The sequence below is a fragment of the Streptomyces sp. NPDC049687 genome (assembly GCF_044465285.1).
GTDB lineage: Bacteria > Actinomycetota > Actinomycetes > Streptomycetales > Streptomycetaceae > Streptomyces.
This window is the reverse complement of record NZ_JBITLN010000019.1, coordinates 54,161-69,103: the sequence shown is the minus strand read 5'-3', so window position 1 is coordinate 69,103 and position 14,943 is coordinate 54,161. Positions and strand designations below refer to the sequence as shown.

16 protein-coding genes are annotated in these 14,943 nt (G+C 71.2%); 8 read left to right on the top strand and 8 right to left on the bottom strand.

Translation table 11 applies throughout. The features are described from left to right. Nucleotides 1–15: 15 nt before the first annotated feature. Entirely contained in the window at nucleotides 16–801 is a 786-nt protein-coding gene (locus ACIBVL_RS38490) for a patatin-like phospholipase family protein (protein ID WP_399105055.1), read from the bottom strand. 384 nt (nucleotides 802–1,185) lie between these two features. On the opposite strand from ACIBVL_RS38490, the gene ACIBVL_RS38485 reads away from it, so the two are divergent. The 3 genes from ACIBVL_RS38485 (at nucleotide 1,186) to ACIBVL_RS38475 (ending at nucleotide 2,876) form a co-directional block, all read left to right on the top strand. After that, nucleotides 1,186–1,599 (top strand): helix-turn-helix domain-containing protein, encoded by a 414-nt coding sequence (locus ACIBVL_RS38485; RefSeq protein WP_399105053.1) that lies wholly within the window; start codon nucleotides 1,186–1,188, stop codon nucleotides 1,597–1,599. A 95-nt stretch (nucleotides 1,600–1,694) separates the two neighbouring features. Next, the gene (locus ACIBVL_RS38480) at nucleotides 1,695–2,375 is read left to right on the top strand and encodes a hypothetical protein (protein ID WP_399105051.1); all 681 of its coding nucleotides are present in this window, start codon (nucleotides 1,695–1,697) and stop codon (nucleotides 2,373–2,375) included. A 162-nt stretch (nucleotides 2,376–2,537) separates the two neighbouring features. Continuing rightward, nucleotides 2,538–2,876: a DUF2516 family protein gene (locus ACIBVL_RS38475; RefSeq protein ID WP_399105216.1), complete on the top strand. Its 339-nt coding sequence runs from the start codon at nucleotides 2,538–2,540 to the stop codon at nucleotides 2,874–2,876. Nucleotides 2,877–2,923: 47 nt separating this feature from the next. Here the strand turns inward: ACIBVL_RS38475 and ACIBVL_RS38470 are convergent, their stop codons facing one another. The 3 genes from ACIBVL_RS38470 to ACIBVL_RS38460 form a co-directional block, all read right to left on the bottom strand. After that, nucleotides 2,924–4,270: a PP2C family protein-serine/threonine phosphatase gene (locus tag ACIBVL_RS38470; protein WP_399105049.1), complete on the bottom strand. Its 1,347-nt coding sequence runs from the start codon at nucleotides 4,268–4,270 to the stop codon at nucleotides 2,924–2,926. Between the two features lie 307 nt (nucleotides 4,271–4,577). Next, on the bottom strand, nucleotides 4,578–5,663 hold the full coding sequence (locus tag ACIBVL_RS38465; RefSeq protein ID WP_399105047.1) for an NlpC/P60 family protein: 1,086 nt from the start codon (nucleotides 5,661–5,663) through the stop codon (nucleotides 4,578–4,580). Nucleotides 5,664–5,878: 215 nt separating this feature from the next. Further along, nucleotides 5,879–6,688 carry a class I SAM-dependent methyltransferase gene (locus ACIBVL_RS38460; RefSeq protein WP_399105045.1) on the bottom strand — a complete coding sequence of 270 codons (810 nt, stop codon included), beginning with the start codon at nucleotides 6,686–6,688 and terminating at the stop codon, nucleotides 5,879–5,881. Between the two features lie 202 nt (nucleotides 6,689–6,890). On the opposite strand from ACIBVL_RS38460, the gene mshA reads away from it, so the two are divergent. Together mshA and ACIBVL_RS38450 are read left to right on the top strand one after the other, a co-directional pair. Continuing rightward, nucleotides 6,891–8,228: a D-inositol-3-phosphate glycosyltransferase gene (gene mshA / locus ACIBVL_RS38455; protein WP_399105043.1), complete on the top strand. Its 1,338-nt coding sequence runs from the start codon at nucleotides 6,891–6,893 to the stop codon at nucleotides 8,226–8,228. Continuing rightward, the gene (locus ACIBVL_RS38450; protein ID WP_399105041.1) at nucleotides 8,221–8,739 is read left to right on the top strand and encodes a YbjN domain-containing protein; all 519 of its coding nucleotides are present in this window, start codon (nucleotides 8,221–8,223) and stop codon (nucleotides 8,737–8,739) included. Before mshA ends, ACIBVL_RS38450 begins: the two co-directional genes overlap by 8 nt. A 15-nt stretch (nucleotides 8,740–8,754) precedes the next feature. Here the strand turns inward: ACIBVL_RS38450 and ACIBVL_RS38445 are convergent, their stop codons facing one another. Further along, complete coding sequence (locus ACIBVL_RS38445) at nucleotides 8,755–9,573, bottom strand: AraC family transcriptional regulator (RefSeq protein WP_399105039.1); 819 nt, start codon at nucleotides 9,571–9,573, stop codon at nucleotides 8,755–8,757. Nucleotides 9,574–9,622: 49 nt separating this feature from the next. Between ACIBVL_RS38445 and ACIBVL_RS38440 the strand changes: the two genes are divergently transcribed. Then, nucleotides 9,623–10,072, top strand: coding sequence for a DUF2000 family protein (locus ACIBVL_RS38440; RefSeq protein ID WP_399105037.1), 450 nt, complete (start codon nucleotides 9,623–9,625; stop codon nucleotides 10,070–10,072). Nucleotides 10,073–10,100: 28 nt separating this feature from the next. Here the strand turns inward: ACIBVL_RS38440 and ACIBVL_RS38435 are convergent, their stop codons facing one another. Continuing rightward, on the bottom strand, nucleotides 10,101–11,420 hold the full coding sequence (locus ACIBVL_RS38435; RefSeq protein WP_399105035.1) for an MDR family MFS transporter: 1,320 nt from the start codon (nucleotides 11,418–11,420) through the stop codon (nucleotides 10,101–10,103). A 151-nt stretch (nucleotides 11,421–11,571) separates the two neighbouring features. Here ACIBVL_RS38435 and ACIBVL_RS38430 point away from each other — a divergent pair, with 151 nt between their 5' ends. Continuing rightward, nucleotides 11,572–12,333, top strand: coding sequence for a phosphoglyceromutase (locus ACIBVL_RS38430; RefSeq protein ID WP_399105033.1), 762 nt, complete (start codon nucleotides 11,572–11,574; stop codon nucleotides 12,331–12,333). A gap of 341 nt (nucleotides 12,334–12,674) precedes the next feature. On the opposite strand, the gene ACIBVL_RS38425 is transcribed toward ACIBVL_RS38430, so the two are convergent. Next, nucleotides 12,675–13,103, bottom strand: a complete 429-nt coding sequence (locus ACIBVL_RS38425; protein ID WP_399105031.1) for a YrdB family protein — start codon at nucleotides 13,101–13,103, stop codon at nucleotides 12,675–12,677. 145 nt (nucleotides 13,104–13,248) lie between these two features. Next, on the bottom strand, nucleotides 13,249–14,388 hold the full coding sequence (locus tag ACIBVL_RS38420) for a pentapeptide repeat-containing protein (RefSeq protein WP_399105029.1): 1,140 nt from the start codon (nucleotides 14,386–14,388) through the stop codon (nucleotides 13,249–13,251). A 233-nt stretch (nucleotides 14,389–14,621) separates the two neighbouring features. On the opposite strand from ACIBVL_RS38420, the gene ACIBVL_RS38415 reads away from it, so the two are divergent. Next, the gene (locus ACIBVL_RS38415) at nucleotides 14,622–14,936 is read left to right on the top strand and encodes a hypothetical protein (RefSeq protein WP_399105027.1); all 315 of its coding nucleotides are present in this window, start codon (nucleotides 14,622–14,624) and stop codon (nucleotides 14,934–14,936) included. The last annotated feature ends 7 nt before the right edge of the window (nucleotides 14,937–14,943 follow it).

Below are 14,943 nucleotides of genomic sequence, written 5' to 3'. Positions count from 1 at the left end.
GGGGGGCTGTGCGGCTCAGGCCTCCGTCGCCGTGGTCAGCGGTTCGTCGGTCCAGCCCTCCAGAGCCGCCCGGGTCGTCTCGTAGCCCCGTTCTATGAGGCTCGGGACACCTGTGGGGGACCAGGAGGAGTGGCCGGTGGGGTCGATGGTGATGGACAGGTCGGGGAGGTGACCGCGGGCCGGGTGGTCGGGGCGGGACTCGAACCAGCGGCGCCAGCGAGTGGCGCCCCGGCCGAAACCGACGGCGATGACCCGTGCGGCGCCCAGCCGGTGCGCCGCCCACACCGGCGTCGGCGACACCACCGCGCCGTCGACGCAGAGCGCCCCGCCGTCCTCGAGCCGGACCGGCGGGAAGAGCCCGGGTACGGCGCTGCTCGCGCGTACGGCTGCCGAGAGGGAACCCGAGGCCACCAACCGGGGTGTGGCGGAGCCGAGTTCGGTGACCACGGCGCCGAACCGGATCGGCAGGTCCTCGATCAGCAGGTCGCCGACCATCTCCTCGATGTTGCGGGCCAGGGGCGAGGTGTCCAGCAGCCCGAGGCGCGGACTGATCGCGGCCGTGCCGAAGTCCGCCCACTGGGCGCGCAGCAGCCGTTTCGTGATGCGCTCGCTGCTCACTCCGGCCGCCCAGGCGCCGCCGATCAGCGCACCCGCGCTCGCCCCGGCCACGACCGTCACCTCGATCCCCGCCTCCTCCACGGCCCGCAGCACACCGGCGTGCGCCGCCCCGAGGGCCGCCCCGCTGGAGAGGACCAGCCCCACGGCCGGCGAGGGGGGTGAAGCGGGCTGTGGGCAGAACACGTTGAGTGCGGTCCTTCCGGGCGGAGGGCTGGGGACTGTGCACGACACGGGTCGTCTCCCCGCTCGGTCGGCCTGGTCTGGGCTTGAGGCACTGAGCACAGTACCGGTCGTCGAATGGACGTCCGCGCCGTCGACGGCCCGGCCCCGGGGGACGTTGGCTCGGTCGTTGTCCCGGATGAGCGCCGGCAGCCCCGTCTTGGGGATATGCCGGTCAGCCGCGGCGGAGCCATGACCGTCGGGGTGTGCCGTTGGGCGGCGACGATCTCTGGGAGACCGATCCGGAGACGGTGGGGGATGCAGACCTGGTCGTGGGTCTCCGTGACGCGACACACTATTGCAAGCAGGTGCTTGCAATAGTTAGCGGCGGTGGTGCACAGTGGGGGCATGGCATCGCTCAACGTCGGCAATCTCGGTGACTACCTGCGCGAGCAGCGGCGCAACGCCCAGCTCTCGTTGCGGCAGCTCGCCGATGCCGCCGGGGTGTCCAATCCGTACCTGAGCCAGATCGAGCGCGGGCTGCGCAAGCCGAGCGCGGAGGTGCTGCAGCAGGTCGCCAAGGCCCTGCGGATCTCCGCCGAGACGCTGTACGTGCGGGCCGGGATCCTCGACGCGGAGCGGGACCGGGACGAGGTCGAGACGCGTGCGGTCATCCTCGCCGATCCCACCCTGACCGAGGCGCAGAAGCAGGCGCTGCTGCAGATCTACGAGTCCTTCCGCAAGGAGAACGGGTTCAGCGAGGGCATGGTGGAGACCCCGGAGCGGGAGAGCGACGCCGATCCGCAGCAGACGGCCAGTTGACCGGACCAGGGGACCGGCCGCCCCGCTGCGGACCTGCACGACCCTCAGCCGAAGACGACGAACACGACGAACGCGAATCCGGGAGGACCTACACCATGGCCATCACCGACGACCTGCGCAAGACCCTCAGCGACCCGACCCCGCTCTACTTCGCCGCGGGCACCGCCGACCTGGCGCTCCAGCAGGCGAAGAAGGTGCCGGCCCTGGTGGAGCAGCTGCGCACCGAGGCCCCGGCCCGTATCGAGGCCGTGCGCAACACCGACCCCAAGGCCGTGCAGGAGAAGGCCGCCGCCCGCGCCAAGGAGGCGGGCGCCAAGGCCAAGGAGGCTCAGGAGACCTTCCAGAGCAAGGTCAACGAGTTCATCGCCACCCTCGACGGCGACATCAAGAAGCTCGGCTCCACGCTCGACGCCGACCTGAAGAAGCTGGGCGAGTCCGCCCAGGACTTCGCGCTGCGCGGTGTCGGCGTCGCCGCCGAGTACGCCGTCAAGGCCCGTGAGACCTACGAGAAGGTCGCCGAGCACGGCGAGCAGGCCGTGAAGACCTGGCGCGGCGAGGCCGCCGAGGAGATCGAGGAGCTGGCGATCGTGGTCGAGGGCAAGGACGAGCCCAAGACCGAGCCCGCCGCCGCGGTCAAGGAGGAGCCGAAGCCCGCCCCGGCCGCCCAGGCCAAGGCCGAGCCCACGCCCGAGCCGGCGAAGAAGACGGCCGTGAAGAAGGCTCCGGCACCCCGCAAGACCACCACCGCGAAGAAGACGACGCCGCCGGCCAAGTGAGACCGCCGGCCGATACGAGAGGCAACACGGACATAGGGTTACGGGCCGGGCACTCCTGCGGTGTCCGGCCCGTTGTACGGGTAGGGGCGGCGCGGTTGAGGGTACGGTGACCGCGTAAGGACGAGCCAGGTCGTGCCGAGTCGGGTGGTGGACGTAGTGCTGATGCAGGGGTTCAACAGTTTCATGGCTCTGCTGAGCCTGGCCCTGATCGTGTTCAGTGGCTTCGCGCTCATCGACGCGGCCCTGCGCCGCGAGGACGGCTACCGCGCGACCGACAAGCAGACCAAGCCGTTCTGGATGATCATCCTCGGGATCGCCTTCGTGGTGAACCTCATCTTCCCGATCCTGTCGTTCCTGCCGATCATCGGGCTGGTGGCGACCATCGTCTACATGGTCGACGTCCGCCCCGCCCTGCGCGCCCTCCCGGGCGGCGGCCGCACCCGCCGAGGCGGCGGCTCGAGCAGCGACGGCCCGTACGGCCCTTACAACGGCGGACGGTAGAGCCCTGGCGCCCCTGCCGGGCGCCCGCCCCGAACGGCGAGTTCCCCCTACGGCACCCGATCGAGCAGCACCACCGCCACGTCGTCCGTGAGCTCACCCCCGTTCAGCTCACGCACCTCGTTCACCGCCGCCCGCAGCAACTCCTCACCCCGCAACCCCTCGGAGAGCTGCCGCCGGATCATCTCCACCATCCCGTCCTGCCCCAGCCGCTCCCGGCCCTCGCCGATCCGCCCCTCGATCAGCCCGTCGGTGTAGAGCATCAGGCTCCACTCCGCCCCCAGCTCGACCTGCATCCGCGGCCACCGGGCGCCGGGTACCAGCCCGAGCGCGGGGCCGTTGTTGTCGTACGGCAGCAGCTGCGCCGGCCGGTCCGGGCGGGCGATCAGCGGCGCCGGGTGCCCCGCCAGGCACAGGCCCCCGCGGCGGCCGTCGGGCGCGATGTCCACGGTGCACAGGGTCGCGAAGATCTCGTCGTCGTCGCGCTCGTGCTCCAGCACCTGCTGGAGGGTGTTGAGCAGTTCGTCACCGCACAGCCCTGCCAGGGTCAGCGCCCGCCAGGCGATCCGCAGCTCCACGCCGAGCGCCGCCTCGTCCGGGCCGTGCCCGCAGACGTCGCCGATCATCGCGTGCACGGTGCCGTCCGGGGTGCGGACGGTGTCGTAGAAGTCACCGCCGAGCAGCGCGCGGGAGCGGCCGGGGCGGTAGCGGGCGGCGAAGCGCAGCGGGGAGCCCTCCAGGAGGGGCGTGGGCAGCAGGCCGCGCTCCAGGCGGGCGTTCTCCTGTGCGCGCAGCTTGCCCTCGGCGAGCCGCCGCTCGGCCGTGTCGGAACGTTTCCTCTCCACGGCGTAGCGGATCGCCCGGCTCAGCAGCCGGCCGTCCAGCTCGTCCCGGAAGAGATAGTCCTGGGCGCCGACGCGCACGGCTTCGGCGCCGCGCTCCGCGTCGCCGGAGGCGGTGAGCGCGAGCACGGCGTGCCGGGGCGCGAGGCGCAGGACGTGCCGCAGGACGGCGAGTTCGTCGTCGGGTTCGCCGGCCTTGCCGGGCGCGGGCAGCGCCAGGTCGAGCAGGATGCAGTGCACGTCGTCGGTGAGCAGCCGCTCGGCCTCGGTGAGGTTGCGGGCGGTGCGGACCCGGATCGGCTTGCCGTCCGAGTCGAGCAGATCGGGGAGGATCGGCGCGGCCGTGGGGTCGTCCTCGATCAGCAGCAGAGTCAGCGTGGTGTGCGCGGCGTCGTTGTCGGCCGTCGCTTCGTTGCGCACGGTCTCGTCCTTGCGGGCGGCTTCCCGCCGGGGCGGGGCTACGTCGTTGGAGGGGCCGCCTCCTGCGGGCACGGCCTGCGCCTGACCACTTTCCACGGCCGGGATCGCTCTCTGCCGCGGTATCGGTGCGGGCATGGTGTCGGTTCCTTCCCTCCCCCCGAGGGCATGGCGGGGACGAGGGACCTCGACCCACCGACGGGGACCATAGCGGCAGAAGGCGCCGCAACGGAATGGTCCAGGACACGCCGCTTGATCTCTGGCCACTGTCATATGCCGCGTTCCATGGCGCAGTTGGGCAGGGCGGTACACAGTGGGGGATGACGAAGGTCACGTCCTCGTGGGGTTTGGGAGGCCGTTGGGCGTGCCGTGGGTCACGTGGTGGGGGCCGCCTCGGGGTGGGGTGAAGCCATGAGGCCGCCCCTTTTGGGTGATTGGGGAGTTCTTAGGCGTCCGGCCGGACGACCGCGAGGATCGGCATCGTGCCCGCCCCGGCGAGGGTCACCGTGCGGCCCGGGCGCGGGGCGTGGATGATCGTGCCGTCGCCCACGTAGAGGGCGACATGGCTGGCGTCGTCGAAGTAGATGATCAGATCGCCGGGGCGCATGTCCTTGACGTCGACGTGCTCGAGCTGTTTCCACTGCTCCTGCGAGGTCCGCGGGATCGACTGCCCGGCGCTCCTCCAGGCCTCGGAGGTCAGCCCGGAGCAGTCGTACGAGCGTGGGCCCTCGGCGCCCCACTCGTAGGGCTTGCCGATCTGGGCGGTGGCGTACTCGATGGCCTTCTTGCCCTGCGCGGTCGCCTTGCCGTCGATGTCGTCGAGGATGCCGGTGTCCAGCCAGGCGGTCTGCGCCTGCTGGTCGGCCTGTTCCTGGAGCTTGGCGAGGCGCTCCTTCTCCTCCTTCTCCAGCTGGGACTCGAGCTTCTCGGCCGCCGCGATCTGCTTCTCGATCTTCTTCTGGGCCGCCGCCTTGGCCTTGCGGTTGACCTCCAGCTTTCGCCACTGCGCCGAGGCGTCCTGGGAGTACTGCTCCAAGTCCTCCTGGGTGCGGGTCAGTTCGGCGATCAGACCCTTGGTGGCCTTCTGGCCCTGAAGCACCCGGCCCGCCCCGTCGAGGAACTCGCCCGGGTCGTCGCTCAGCATCAGCCGGGCCTCGTCGGGCAGCCCGCCGGTGCGGTACTGGGACCGGGCCGCGGCGCCGGCCCGGTCCTTCAACTCCGCCAGCCGCTCCTGACCTTCGACGATCTTCTTGGCCAGCGCGACGATCTCCGCGGACTGCTTCTTCGCCGCTTCCTCGGCCGCGTTGTAGGCGTCGGTGGCGACCGCGGCGTTGTGGTAGAGCGTCTCCAGCCTCTGGCGGATCTTCTCCAGGTCCTTGCTGGGCGGGAGGGTCAGATCCGGGCTGGTCGTCGCCGTCGGGGACGGGGAGGGGCCGGGACTCGCGAAGGCCGCGCCGGGTGCCCCCAGCACGGTGACCGCGCAGACGACCGCCACCGCCGCCACGAACAGGCCGCGCTTGCCCGGTCCCATACCTCGTCCCCCAAACTGATGTCCCGTCAGTAACTTGCGGTGCTCGGGGGATCGTGCCACGTCACGGCCGAAAACGACAGAGCCCGACACGGGGCCGACAGGTTGAAGCCTTTCCCCATCGGGGTCCCGTCGTCACCCTCCGGCACGACGATCTCCCGCCGATGTGACGAACGACTCACGGAGATCGTTCCCGTAGGACGCCAAAGGGCTGACGGTCAGCGGCGCGGCGCCAACGCTCCCCACCGCACCGTCACTTCCCCCTGCCGCCACCGCACCGGCCCGTCCGTCACCGGCCAGTCGGCCGTGAGGTCCCGGACCGCGCGCAGCCAGCGCTGGCGGGCGCCGTACGACGCGTAGGGCGCGGCGGCGGCCCAGGCACGGTCGAAGTCGCGCAGGAAGGCGTGCACCGGCTCCCCGGGCACATTGCGGTGGATCAGCGCCTTGGGCAGCCGCTCCGCCAGGTCCGACGGCCGGTCCAGGGACCCCAGCCGGGCCGCGAAGGTGACCGTGCGCGGTCCTTCGGGCCCCAGCGCGACCCACACGTGCCGCCGGCCGATCTCGTCGCAGGTCCCCTCCACCAGCAGCCCGCCCGCCGAGGCCCCCGTCGCCGGCGCGAGCCGCGCGCACAGCCGCTCCCAGACCCCGGCCACCTCGTCCTCGTCGTACTGCCGCAGCACATTGGCGGCGCGCACGAGGTGCGGCCGCTGGGGGAGGGGGATCTCGAACCCGCCGTGCCGGAAGACGAGCCCGTCGCGCTCGTACGGCCGCGCCGCCGCGACCCGCGCCGGTTCGATCTCGACGCCCACCACACGCGCGCGTGGCGCCACGGAACGCAGCCGGTCCAGCAGCTCGACGGCCGTCCAGGGCGCCGCCCCGTACCCGAGGTCGACGGCCACGGGGTCGGCGGCCCGCCGCAGCTCGGCGCCGTGCGCCGCGGCGATCCAGCGGTCCATGCGGCGCAGCCGATTGGGGTTGGTGGTCCCGCGCGTGACAGTGCCCACGGGGCGGGGTGCGCGGGAGGTCATGGCCATGAGGGTATGCGGTGCGCCCCATGCCGAGCGGACGCGTCCCAGGGTCGAACGGTTGAGCGATCTCGGTAATGCTCCGGCAAAAACCACGTCCCGGCGCACGCCGCACGGAATGGGAACGACTCCCTCCGGCGTTGCCTCCCGTGGAGGGCGCCCCACACCCTCCTTCCGGCATGCCCGCAGCAAGGAGGAACGCCACGTGAGCCAGTACGCCAGCAGGCTCGGGCGTCGCTCTACGGCGGCACCCCCGCGGCTCAGGCTCCACCGCCGCCCCCGCCGTGTCGCGATGCTCTCCGTGCACACCTCACCACTCCACCAGCCCGGCACCGGAGACGCCGGCGGCATGAACGTCTACATCGTGGAGCTCGCCCAGCGCCTCGCCGCGATCAACATCGAGGTGGAGATCTTCACCCGCGCGACGACGGCCGCCCTCCCCCCGAAGGTGGAGATGGCCCCCGGCGTCCTGGTCCGCCACATCGACGCCGGCCCCTACGAGGGCCTCGCCAAGGAGGACCTCCCCGCCCAGCTGTGCGCCTTCACCCACGGCGTGATGCAGGCCTGGGCCGGCCACCGCCCCGGCTACTACGACCTCGTCCACTCGCACTACTGGCTCTCCGGCCACGTCGGCTGGCTCGCCGCCCAGCGCTGGGGCGCCCCCCTGGTGCACGCCATGCACACCATGGCCAAGGTCAAGAACGCCAACCTGGCCGACGGCGACACCCCCGAACCCGCCGCCCGCGTCATCGGCGAGACCCAGATCGTCTCCGCCGCCGACCGCCTCATCGCCAACACGGCGGAGGAGGCCGACGAGCTCGTACGGCACTACAGCGCCGACCCCGGCAAGGTCGCCGTCGTCCACCCCGGCGTCAACCTCGACCGCTTCTCCCCGGCCGACGGCCGCGCCGCCGCCCGCGCCCGCCTCGGCCTCCCCCAGGACGCCCTCGTCCCCCTCTTCGCGGGCCGCATCCAGCCCCTCAAGGCCCCCGACGTACTGCTCCGGGCGGTCGCGGTACTCCTGGACGAGCGCCCCGAGCTGCGCTCGCGGATCGTCGTACCGATCGTCGGCGGCCCCAGCGGCAGCGGCCTGGCCAAGCCGGAGGGCCTGCAGAAGCTCGCCGCCCGCCTCGGCGTCGCCGACGTCGTACGGTTCCGCCCCCCGGTCGGCCAGGACCAGCTCGCGGACTGGTTCCGCGCCGCGTCCCTCCTCGTCGTCCCCTCCTACAGCGAGTCCTTCGGACTGGTCGCCATAGAGGCGCAGGCGGCGGGCACCCCGGTGCTCGCAGCCGCCGTCGGCGGCCTCCCGGTCGCGGTACGGGACGGCGAAACCGGCTTCCTGGTGCAGGGCCACGACCCGGCGGCCTACGCGCGCGTGCTCGCACGATTCGCCGACACCCCGGAACTCCCCGCCCGCATGGGCGCGGCCGCCGCCTCCCACGCCCAGTCCTTCGGCTGGGACACCGCGGCCGCCGCCACCGCCGACGTCTACACGGCCGCCGCCCAGGCCCACCGCCGTCACGTACGCTCCCCCCATGGGTGACGCGGAGAAGAGGGCAGCACAGGTCCTGGAGGGCTTCCTGAAGGAGGCCGAGCTGGAGTGGGAGAGCCCCCGGCCCGGCACCTACGTCGTCCAGCTCCCCGGCGCCCGCAAGCTGAAGACGACGGTCTCCCTGATCGTCGGCCGCCACTCCCTCTCCCTGAACGCCTTCGTCATCCGCCACCCCGACGAGAACGAGGCGGGCGTCCACCGCTGGCTCCTGGAGCGCAACCTCAAGCTGTACGGCGTGAGTTACGCCGTCGACCAGCTCGGCGACGTCTACGTCACCGCCCGCCTCCCCCTCGCCGCCGTCACCCCCGAGGAGACCGACCGCCTGCTCGGCCAGGTGCTGGAAGCGGCGGACGGCGCCTTCAACACCCTCCTGGAGCTGGGCTTCGCCTCGGCGATCCGCAAGGAGTACGCGTGGCGGGTCTCCCGGGGCGAGCCGACGCGCAACCTGGACGCCTTCGCCCATCTGACGCGGCGTCCGGATCCGGCGGCAGACCGCCGTTGACCTGCTGCTGAGACGTCAGGTCGGAACGCCCCGGCCCAGCGGGACCGGCCCGCCGCGGTACCGACCCGGCGTCACCCCCACCAACCTCCTGAAGTGCCGGGTGAGATGGGCCTGGTCGTAGAACCCGGCCGCCACCGAGACCTCGCCGGCCGGTCGGCCGTCGAGCAGCAGCCGCCGGGCGAGGTCGACGCGGCGCGCGGTCAGATACTGGTGCGGGGCGATGCCGTACGCGCTACTGAACGCCCGTACGAGATGGGTCGGGTGAGCCTGGAACAGGGCGGCTGCCTCCTCCAGGGAGACCCCCTGGACGACGCACGCGTCGAGGAGTTCCCGCAGCCGGCGCGCGAGGGCGGGGTCGGGGCGCGGGGAGCCTTCCGTGCGCAGCAGGTGACGCCGCAGCCGCTCCCCGATCAACGTCAGCCGGCTGTCCGCCTCCAGCTCGTCGCCGGGCCGGGCGAGCGCGGAGTGCAACTGGCCCACCCGCCGCCGCAGCACGGGATCACGCAGGTCGGGCGCGTCCACGGCGGACCCGATGAGGTCCTCGCCCAGGACGCCGGCGTCGAGGTACAGCACCCGCTTGCGGAAGCCGTGCGGAGTGGCGGGCGAGCCATTGTGCGGCACGTGCGGGGGCAGCAGCGACACCGTGTCGTGCGGGGTGCCGTGCTGGTGCCGGTCGAGGTCGTACCGTACGGCTCCGTCGTCCACGATGAGCAGCGTCCATGCCTCGTGCACGTGCATGGGGTAGGCGTACTCGGTGAAATGGGCGTGGAAGACCTCCACGACGCCCGGGACGGCCGGGCGCCAGGCGGAGACTTCTTCCTGCCGGGCGGCCATGCAAAGAACGTACAAGACGGGGGCGTCCGCGGAACGGCAGTCTCACCACATGAGCACGAGTACCAACACTGTCGCACCTGTTGAACCTGTCCGCTTCGACACCAAGATCGCCGTCCTGCTGCGCGGGGACCTGGAGTCCTGGCAGCGGCTGAACGTCACCGCGTTCCTGGTCAGCGGCCTGGGCACGGTGGCCCCCGAGGTGGTCGGGGAGCCGTACGAGGACGCCGACGGCGTCGGCTACCTCCCGATGTTCCGGCAGCCGGTGCTGGTCTTCGAGGGCACGAAGGAGACGCTCGTCGCGGCCCACGCGCGCGTGCTGTCCCGCGACCTCCCGCGCGCGGTGTTCACCGGCGACCTCTTCGCCACCGGAAACGACCGCGACAACCGCGCCGCGGTACGGGCCGTGGGAACCGCGGAGTTGGACCTGGTGGGCCTCGCGGTGTACGGGCCGCGCAACGCCGTGGACAAGGTGTTGAAGGGGGCGCGGATGCATCCGTGAGCCGGTCGGACCGGGCGGGCTCGAGGCCTCAGGCGGGACTGACCTCGGGCTTCACCCCGGCCGCACGGGCTTCGGCGGCTTCGGCGGCTTCGGCCTCTCCGCCCTCTCCGGGGCCCCCGGGACCCTCGGCGTCTTCGGAGAAGGGCTCCTCGTCCGGCAGACGCCGCATCAGCCGGCCGTACCCGGCCCCCGCGACGGTCCCCACGACCGCGCACATCCCCCACAGCCACTCCGCCCCGAACCGGTCGATGACGAAGCCGGACATCACCGGGGCGAGGAGGCCGGCCACCGCCCAGGAGAGGGTGTACATGCCCTGGTAACGGCCGCGTCCGTGGACGGGGGAGAGGCGGACGACCAGCCCGGTCTGGGTCGGCGCGTTGACGATCTCGGCGAGGGTCCACACGCAGACGGTGAGCGCGAAGACGCCGACCGACCCGGCGAAGGCGGTGAGCCCGAAGCCGTATCCGGCGAGGACGGAGGAGACGACGAGCAGCCGACGCGGGTCCCGGTGCTCGATGAACCGGGTGACGGGGATCTGCAGCGCGACGATGAGGACACCGTTGACGGCGATCGCCATGCCGTAGTCGGCCGGCGTGAACCCGGCCGCGCCCATCGCCACCGGCAGCCCGACCGAGCCCTGCTGGAAGACGAGCGCGACGAGGAAGGACAACCCGACGACACTCATGAACCGCGTGTCGCGCAGAACGGTCCCGAGCCCCACGGAGTCCTCCTCCAGGGCCTTGGCCTCCAGCGGCGGCCGCGACTCGGGCAGCTTGAGGAACACGACGACGGCACACACGAGCGTCATCCCGGCCTCGAGCAGGAACCCGGCGCGGTAGCTGAACTCGGCGATGAACCCGGCGGCCATGGAGGAGACGGCGAACCCGAGGTTGATGGCCCAGTAGTTGAGCGAGAAGGCCCGCACCCGGTCCTCGGGCCGCACGATGTCGGCCATCATCGCCTGCACGGCGGGCCGCGAGGCGCTGGAGGCCATGCCGACGAGGAAGGCGACGCCGGCGATCGCGACGGGATCCTCCACGAACCCGAGGACCGCGACGGACACGGCCGTGGCGCTCTGCGCGAGCAGCAGGGTGGGCCGCCGCCCGATCCGGTCGGCCATGACACCCCCGCCGAGCGAGGAGGTGACCCCGCCCAACCCGTGCAGGGAGGCGACGAGGCCGGCGTAGGAGGCGGAGTACCCGCGGTCCAGCGTCAGATAGAGGGCCATGAAGGTGGCGACGAACCCGCCGAGCCGGTTGACCAGGGTGCTGGTCCACAGCCACCAGAACTCGCGGGGCAGACCGGAGAGGGTTTCTCGGGCGGCGCGTCTGAGAGAGGCGACAGACATGGCTGAGTCCCCCGTGGGTAAGTGGCGTAGGCGGTTCTCAGAACTTACGAGGAGGGACTCACGGGAAGCCACCCAATTAACAGATCCAGTCAACCGTCCGCGCTACGAGCAGGGGCGCAACGGATCAGGACGGTGGATTACGCTCAGACCCATGGCCGACGCACCGTACAAGCTGATCCTCCTCCGCCACGGCGAGAGCGAGTGGAACGCGAAGAACCTGTTCACCGGCTGGGTGGACGTCAATCTCAACGAGAAGGGCGAGAAGGAGGCAGTCCGCGGTGGCGAGCTCCTGAAGGACGCCGACCTTCTCCCCGACGTGGTCCACACGTCCCTCCAGAAGCGAGCGATCCGCACCGCGCAGCTGGCGCTGGAGGCCGCGGACCGCCACTGGATCCCGGTCCACCGCAGCTGGCGCCTGAACGAGCGCCACTACGGCGCCCTCCAGGGCAAGGACAAGGCGCAGACCCTCGCGGAGTTCGGCGAGGAGCAGTTCATGCTGTGGCGCCGTTCCTACGACACCCCGCCCCCGCCGCTCGCCGACGACTCCGAGTTCTCCCAGGCGTCGGACCCGCGCTACGCCTCCATCCCCCCGGAGCTGCGCCCCCGCACCGAGTGCCTCAAGGACGTCGTCGTCCGCATGCTCCCCTACTGGTACGACGGCATCGTCCCGGACCTCCTCGCAGGCCGCACGGTCCTCGTCGCCGCCCACGGCAACTCGCTGCGCGCCCTCGTCAAGCACCTCGACGGCATCTCCGACACCGACATCGCGGGCCTGAACATCCCGACGGGCATCCCCCTCGCCTACGAACTGGACGCCAACTTCAAGCCGACCACCCCCGGCGGAACCTACCTGGACCCGGAGGCGGCCGCGGCCGCCATCGAGGCGGTCAAGAACCAGGGCAAGAAGAAGTAACTCGACACTGATAAGCCCCCGACCTGCGAGTTTCTCGCGGGGCGGGGGCTTTTTGGTGGGGCTGGGCCGTCAGTTGCTCGGTCGGGCCGTCAGACGTTGCGAGCACGCCGCCACTCGTAGGCGCCGGGTGATGTCTCGACGACCTCGAGGGGGTAGGCCTCGCGGGCCTGGGGGAGCAGGTCACAAGGCAGCTGACCCTTCTGATGGGTTCCATCTGCCCGGGCCGAGGTGCCGGTAGTCCGTGGGCCTTCCCCCCGGATCGTCACGCGGCTCCAGGACCCCTTGCGGCCGTGAGCCCAATCGGACGGCCAGGACCTCGACTTCTGGCATCGGGGCTCATCTCAGGAAGCCGGTGAGCCGTCCGCGGGTGACTGCCCTGTGTGCGGGGCGGGCGGCCTGCGGCGAAAGATCTCGGCAACGGCTGTATTCGCCACCACGACGACTGCCATGGCTACGGCGGCACCCGGATGCCCGACGCCGTACAAGGCCGCTGCGCCACCACCCAGCACTACCGCCTTGACCACGAGCACGAGCGGCAGCCCGGGTCGCAGCCGGGCCCTCGGTGCCGCGAACAAGGACCACAGCACCATGGCCAGCAGGGGGGTTCCCGCGCCGAGCAGGATACGAAGGGCCTGGTCGTGGCCGACGGCGAATCCCCACCAGCTCAGGCAGGCCAGAGCGGCAAGCTCCACCAGGAACGCCAGCAGTTCGTTCGCGGCGTACCAGCGCCGCCCGTCTGTCACGGCTGCGGCGTCAGGATGTGTTGGCATCGAGTCCTCTCGCTGGATCAAGGCACCCAGCATGCCAAGGCGGCGCCGCATGGGTGCGGCCGGGCCGTCAAGGGAGCGGAACTCAAGGCAGACGCTCCGGCCGCGGACCGTCTGAACCGGCCGTCCGTGTGCGGTGGCCGGAGGATCACGGCGAGCCGCTCCCGCTGTGAGGAGGAACTCCGCGTGCGCCCTCAAGGATCGCGCCCGACAGCTTCGCGCCCGACATCTTCGCCCCGGTCAAGTCCGCGTTGCTCAGGTCCGCACGGGTCAGGTCGGCGCCGCGCAGGTCGGCTCCGGCCAGGTCCGCGTCAGTCAGGTTCGCACCGATCAGGACCACACCGCGCAGGTCGGCGGTGCTCAGATTCGCGTCTTTCAGAAACGCGCGGGTCAAGTCGGCGCTCGAGGCGGCCTCGCTGGTTTCGTTGGTTTCCTCGGCCCTGCTCAGGTGCGCGTTGTGAAGGTTCGCTCCGCCGAGGTCCGCGCCGGTCATGACGGCCGCGCCCAAGCGCGCGTTGGTCAGAACGGCGCCTCCGAGAAATGCGTGCCGGAGGTCCGTGTCCTGCAGATTCACGTTGGGCATGTTGGCGTCGTCGAGGGACGCGCCGAAGAGGTCGAAATTCTCGAGGCCCGCGTCTCGGAGGTCCGCGCCGGTGAAGTTCGCGAAGCGGAAGTTGCTGCGTTTGGGCAGGCCGGCTTCTGTGAGGCCCACTTCGCGCTCCAGGCCGCGTAGATCGACGCCGCTCAGATCAACTCGGTACAGCGGCTTCCCGTCCCGGGTCACCTCCCGGTCGGCGGACCGGTCGCCCAGCACGGCAACCACAGCCGCCACGTCAGCAGGGGGTCTGTACTCCTCTGCCGGCTTGAAGCCACTGCCTGGAACGGGAGCGTGCCGGCGTACGAACGCGGACAGCACCGAGACGACGGTGAGCTGATCTCGCGAGGAATCCTGCATGATGCGTTGCAGGGCGTAGATTCCCCCAAGACGCACATCCAACGATGTCGATCCCAGGTTGGTGATCGCGGCGTTGTACCGGGTGGTGATCTGCCCCTGCTCGGAGATCTGCAGATCCTTGTCGGTCTGCTCGACCGACATCCATGTGAACAGCAGGGCGACGAGTGCGGCCAGTCCCGGCAGCGTGGACGCCGCGAGTGCCACCCATGTCAGTCGGCTGATACCGGTGTCGCGGCCCGTCCCGACGCGGCGGCTCCGTCGCGGTCGTTGATCTCCGGCGGCCCGTCGACGGGCGATCCGGCGGAGTTGGGCGGCGGTAGACGGCTTGATCATCCACTCATGACATACCAGGAGACAGCACCCATTTCTTCGCCACGCTGTCGTAGTACTCGATGAGGATGTCCAGCGTCGGTCCACAGCCCCGACCCCTGGCCGCGCGGGACAAGCCGGTGGGTCGCGCACGGCGGTGCGTCGGCCTTGTGGGCTGGATATGCTTGGTAACGGACGAATCATGCCAAAACGCATCGGCGAACGGGTCGTGTTCGGCGATGGAACGGATGGCGACCATGACCGCATCAACCTTCGCCGCAGAAGGCAGCCGCCCCGTCCAGTGTGGTGCGTCGGGCGCGGATTCGACGGCGGCCGGAGCGGCGGCCGAACGCGCTGTCGCGCACAACACGGTGGCCCTGGAAGTGTTCGGCACGCGTCTCGAACTGCCCCCTCCCGACCACCTCGCCTTCCTCGCCGGTGTCGGGGTACTGGCCGCCGTCAACGTCCTCGAATGGCCGGTGGCGCTGGTCCTGGCGGTCGGACACCAGCTCGCACACAACCATCACAGCCGGGTGCTGCGCGAGTTCGGTGAGGCACTGGAAGAAGCCTGAGGAAGAA